The organism is Actinomyces urogenitalis DSM 15434, assembly GCF_000159035.1.
GTDB classification, from domain to species: Bacteria; Actinomycetota; Actinomycetes; order Actinomycetales; family Actinomycetaceae; genus Actinomyces; species Actinomyces urogenitalis.
In genome coordinates this window covers 401,960-406,620 of the sequence record NZ_DS999575.1, presented here as the reverse complement: position 1 = coordinate 406,620, position 4,661 = coordinate 401,960, and the positions used below count along the sequence as shown (strand labels likewise).

Sequence of the window (4,661 nt, the reverse complement as noted above, 5' to 3'; positions counted from 1 at the left end):
GTCCCACCGGCGCGAGCGCCTCGGCGCCGGCCTCGTCCGCCCGCTCCTCCTCGGCGTCGAGCAGCTCGAAGATCCGCTCGGCGCTGGCCGTCCCGGACTGCACGGCCGTGGCCATGCCACCGAGCTGAGCCAGTGGCTGGGAGAACTGCTGGGAGTACTGGATGAAGGCCTGCACGTCTCCCAGGCGCAGCGAGCCGCCCGAGACCATGAGCCCACCGACCACCGTGATGGCCACGTACCCCAGGTTTCCCACCACCTGCATGATCGGCATCATGATGCCGGACAGGAACTGCGCCCGCAGACCCGCCGCGAAGAGCTCCTCGTTCTCCGCATCAAAGTCAGCGCGCGAGCCCTCGGTCCGCCCGTAGGTACGCACCAGGGCGTGCCCGGAGAAGGACTCCTCCACGCGCGCGTTGAGCCTGCCCGTGCGCGCCCACTGCAGGGTGAAGGCCTTCTGCGAGCGCGGCCCGATGATGCCAAAGAGCACGCCCATGAGCGGCAGGATGATGAGGGCCACCAGCGTCAGCTTCCAGGACACTGACAGCATCATCGCCAGCACGCCGATCACGGTGAGCACCGAGGTCACCGCGCTGGACAGCGACTGCTGGAGGGTGTTGGTGACGTTGTCAATGTCATTGGTGACGCGGCTGAGCAGCTCACCGCGCTGCACCTTGTCAAAGTAGGACAGCGGCAGGCGGTGGATCTTGTCCTCCACCTGCGCGCGCAGACCGAACATGGCCCGCACCATGACGCGGTTGAGGACCCAGCCCTCCAGCCAGCCCGCCAGCGCGGACAGCACGTAGAGGGCCAGGACCGCAAGCAGCACACGGGACAGAGCCTCGAAGTCGATCCCGGCTCCGGGCACGAGGTTCATCGCCTCGACCATCTGGGCCATCTTGTCCTGGCCCGCAGCCACCATGCCGTCCACAACCTGCTGCTTGGTCAGGTTCTCCGGCAGGCGCGAGCTGATCGCGCCCTCGAAGACGAGGTTCGTGGCCCGGCCCAGCACCTTGGGCGCCGCCACGGCCATGACCACCGAGGACACTGAGGCCACCGCGGCGATTGCCAGGTGCCCCTTGTAGGGCAGCAGCAGGCCGATCATGCGCTTGAAGGAGGGCCAGAAGGCGGTGGCCTTGCCCGGGGGCGGGCCAGCGCTCCAGTCGTCGGAGGAGGCTCCGGCCAGGGCCGCAGCCGCCAGGGCCTGGTCCTCCTCGGTGACCTCCAGGGCGGAGGCGGGCTTCGCCGTCGTCGCCTCGGGGGCCGACGACGCAGCCTCGCCTGAGGCTGCCAGCTCGCCGTCCGCCGTCCTCACCTGCGGCTCCTGGGGAACGTCCGCCGCGGACTGAGGGTTCTTCGTACTCATGCTGCGGCCTCGCTTCCAAGCTGGGAGGTAACGATCTCGCAGTAGGTCTCGCTGGAGGCGACGAGCTCGTCGTGGCGGCCGGCGCCCACCAGACGGCCCTCGTCCAGGACGAGGATGAGATCGGCGTCGATCACGGTGGACACGCGCTGGGCGACCACGAGCTTGGTCACCTGCGCGGTGGCCGGGGCGAGCGCCGCGCGCAGGCGGGCGTCGGTGGCCACGTCCAGAGCGGAGAAGGAGTCGTCCAGCAGCAGGAGCGCCGGACGGCGCACGATCGCGCGAGCGATGGACAGGCGCTGGCGCTGTCCGCCCGAGACGTTGGTGCCGCCCTGGGCGATCGGGGCCTGGAGGTGACCGTCCATCTGCCTGACGAAGTCCGCCGCCTGAGCGATCTCCAGAGCCTGCCACAGCTCCTCGTCAGTGGCGTGCTCGCGGCCCAGCCGCAGGTTGGAGGCCACTGTGCCGGCGAAGAGGAAGGGCTTTTGGGGGACCAGGCCGATCTGGGACCACAGGGCCTCGGGCTCGGCCTTCATGACGTCCACGCCGCCCACGAGCACCTGGCCGCGGGTGGGTTCAATGAGACGGGCCACGAGGTTGAGCAGCGTGGTCTTGCCCGAGCCTGTCGAGCCGACCACGGCCACGGTCTGGCCGGGCTCGGCGCTAAAGGTGATGTCCTCCAGCACGGCAGCGTCAGCGCCCGGGAAGGTAAAGGAGACCTCGCGCATCTCCAGGGCGCCGGGGGCCGGGAAGGCGGCGGTGGCGTCGTCGGCAACCTCGATCGAGGGGTCGGTGGCCAGCACCTCGCTGATGCGCTCGGCACACACCGTGGCGCGCGGGATCATGATGGTCATGAAGGAGGCCATGACGATGCCCATGAGGATCTGCATGAGGTAGGTCATGAAGGCTACCAGGGTGCCGACCTCCACCCGGCCGTCGCCGACCTGGTGACCGCCGAACCAGATGACGCCCACCATCGTCGCGTCAAGCACGAGCATGGTGATGGGGAAGAGGAAGACGAAGAGCTGACCGACCTTCTCCCCCACGCGGGTGATGTCCGCGTTGGCGTCACGGAAGCGCTCGGTCTCGGCGTCCTCGCGCACGAAAGCGCGGATGACGCGGATGCCGGTCAGCTGCTCGCGCATGGTGCGGTTGATGGCGTCGAGCTTGTCCTGGTAGACGCGGAAGAGCGGGACCATCTTGGCCACGGTCACGCCCACGATGACCAGCAGCACGGGCACGGCCACGGCGATGAGCCAGGACAGGCTGGGCGCGTGGGAGACCGCCATGACCACGCCGCCCACGGCGTACATCGGGGCGGTCACCAGCATGGTGCAGCCCATGAGGACCAGGGTCTGGACCTGCTGGACGTCGTTGGTGGTGCGGGTGATGAGGGAGCCGGCACCGAAGTGGGAAACCTCCTGCTCGGAGAAGTCACCGACCCGGCGGAAGAGCTGGCTGCGCAGGTCGCGGCCCATGGACATCGCGGCCTTGGCGGCGCACCAGGTGCCGCCGATCGCGCAGGTGCCCTGGATGACGGAGACCAGGAGCATGAAGGCGCCGGTGCGCCAGATGTAGGCGGTGTCGCCCTGGGCGACGCCGGTGTCGATGATGTCGGCGTTGAGGTTGGGCAGGTACAGCGAGGCCATCACCTGGGCGGCCTCCAGGAAGAGGACGCCGAGCAGGAGGGCTCGATACGGGCGCAGATATCTGCGCAACAGTGACAGGAGCATGGGTCCTTCCGTGGATCCAGAACTGACAAACAGAGACAAGACAGACAACGGAAACAACTGAGGCAGCTCAGACGGCTGAGCCCACTCAGACCGCTGAGCCAGCATGGCGCCGCGGTAGTGTGGTGCCGAGGCAGCGTTGAGGCGAGGCAACACCGTGCCGAGGCGGTGACGAGGGAGGAGATCCCAGGACAGGCACGCCGGCAAGCCGGCCACGTGGCGCGCCCCTGGGAGACAACCGGTGTGCGTCACCCACAGCCGTCCCTGGTAAACGGCCAGGTTACCGTGATGACACGTCGTCATGGAATGCACGAGCCGTGCGACATCGGCCACGACGTCACGTGAGGGTGAGGGTGATGCCCACAGGGGCAACAGCGCCTTTCAGCCAGCACACGCCCGGGGCCACGCCCGTCAACCAAGCCGACCGAGCCGACCGAGCCGACCGAGCCAGCCTCCGCCGATCACGCATGTTCCATCCGCCCACCTGCGCCACCGCCGACCACCGTTATCCGGCGCGGCCCCGCCCACCCAGGCCACGACCGACCACCTATCTGCCGACCGACCACTTGTTGCTCGCCCAACCACCGTTATCCGGCGCAGCCCCGACCACTCATGCCCCCCACCGACCACCTATCTGCCCATGGACCACCAATGTTCGGCCAAGTCACGTCCATACCGTTCTCCACCGACCACTTATGTGCGAGACGACCATTTGTTGCTCCCCCGACCACGGCATTCGCGTGAATCTGGTGGTCGGAGGCCAAACACACGGTCGGTCGAGGATCTAGTGGTCGGTGAGCGTTTTCGTGGTCGGCCACGGGCCTCAATTCCGGGTCTTCCCCCGCCTGCACCGACCACCTGTGCCACCACCGACCACCTATCTGTCCTCCGACCACCGTTATTCGGCCAAGTCACATCCATACCGTTCTCCACCGACCACTTATGTGCGGGACGACCATTTGTCGCTCGCCCGACCACGGCATTCGCGCGAATCTGGCGGTCGAAGGAGCAACACGCGGTCGGTCAGCGTTTTGGTGGTCGGTGAGCGTTCTCGTGGTCGGCCACGGGCCTCAATTCCGGGTCTTCCCCCGCCTGCACCGACCACCTGCGCCACCGCCAACCGCTCATGCCCCACCGACCACCGGCGCCACCGCCGACCGCCCGTGGTGCGACCACTCATGCCCCAGCGACGATCTGCGCCAACCACTTGATGGCGCCGCCCGCTATCGTCGTGCGCGATGCCTGCCCCTTCTGCCAACGCCGCCGACCGCCCGTTCCCCGGCCGGGCCTCCTCCGCACACAGACCCCACCCCACTGCCCGCCTGGTCCTGGCGGCAGTGCTCGCCGGCCTGGCCGCGGGTTTCATCGGCATCGCGATGGCGTATCTCCTCGAAGCCTTCGAGTGGCTCTTCTACAGCGTCGCCCACGGCACGCTGCCCGAGCGCGTGGCCGCCGCACCTGCCTGGCGACGCGTCGCCGCCCCCGCCGCCGCAGGCCTGGTGGCCGGAGCCCTGTGGTGGTGGCAGCGAGCAACCGGCGCAGTGGTCAGCGTCGAGGCAGTCGTCGCCGAG

Annotated in this window: 2 protein-coding genes and 1 pseudogene; 1 reads left to right on the top strand and 2 read right to left on the bottom strand. The window is 68.4% G+C overall.

Annotation, left to right across the window (positions count from 1 at the left end; all coding sequences use genetic code 11):
* Together HMPREF0058_RS07660 and HMPREF0058_RS07655 are read right to left on the bottom strand one after the other, a co-directional pair.
* On the bottom strand, positions 1-1,363 hold a 1,363-nt coding region (locus tag HMPREF0058_RS07660; protein WP_006549194.1), incomplete at its 3' end, for an ABC transporter permease.
* Positions 1,360-3,093, bottom strand: coding sequence for an ABC transporter ATP-binding protein (locus HMPREF0058_RS07655; protein WP_006549193.1), 1,734 nt, complete (start codon positions 3,091-3,093; stop codon positions 1,360-1,362). The genes HMPREF0058_RS07655 and HMPREF0058_RS07660, both read right to left, overlap by 4 nt.
* A 1,235-nt stretch (positions 3,094-4,328) precedes the next feature.
* Between HMPREF0058_RS07655 and HMPREF0058_RS07650 the strand changes: the two are divergent.
* Positions 4,329-4,661, top strand: a pseudogene (locus HMPREF0058_RS07650) (chloride channel protein); the annotation flags it as partial.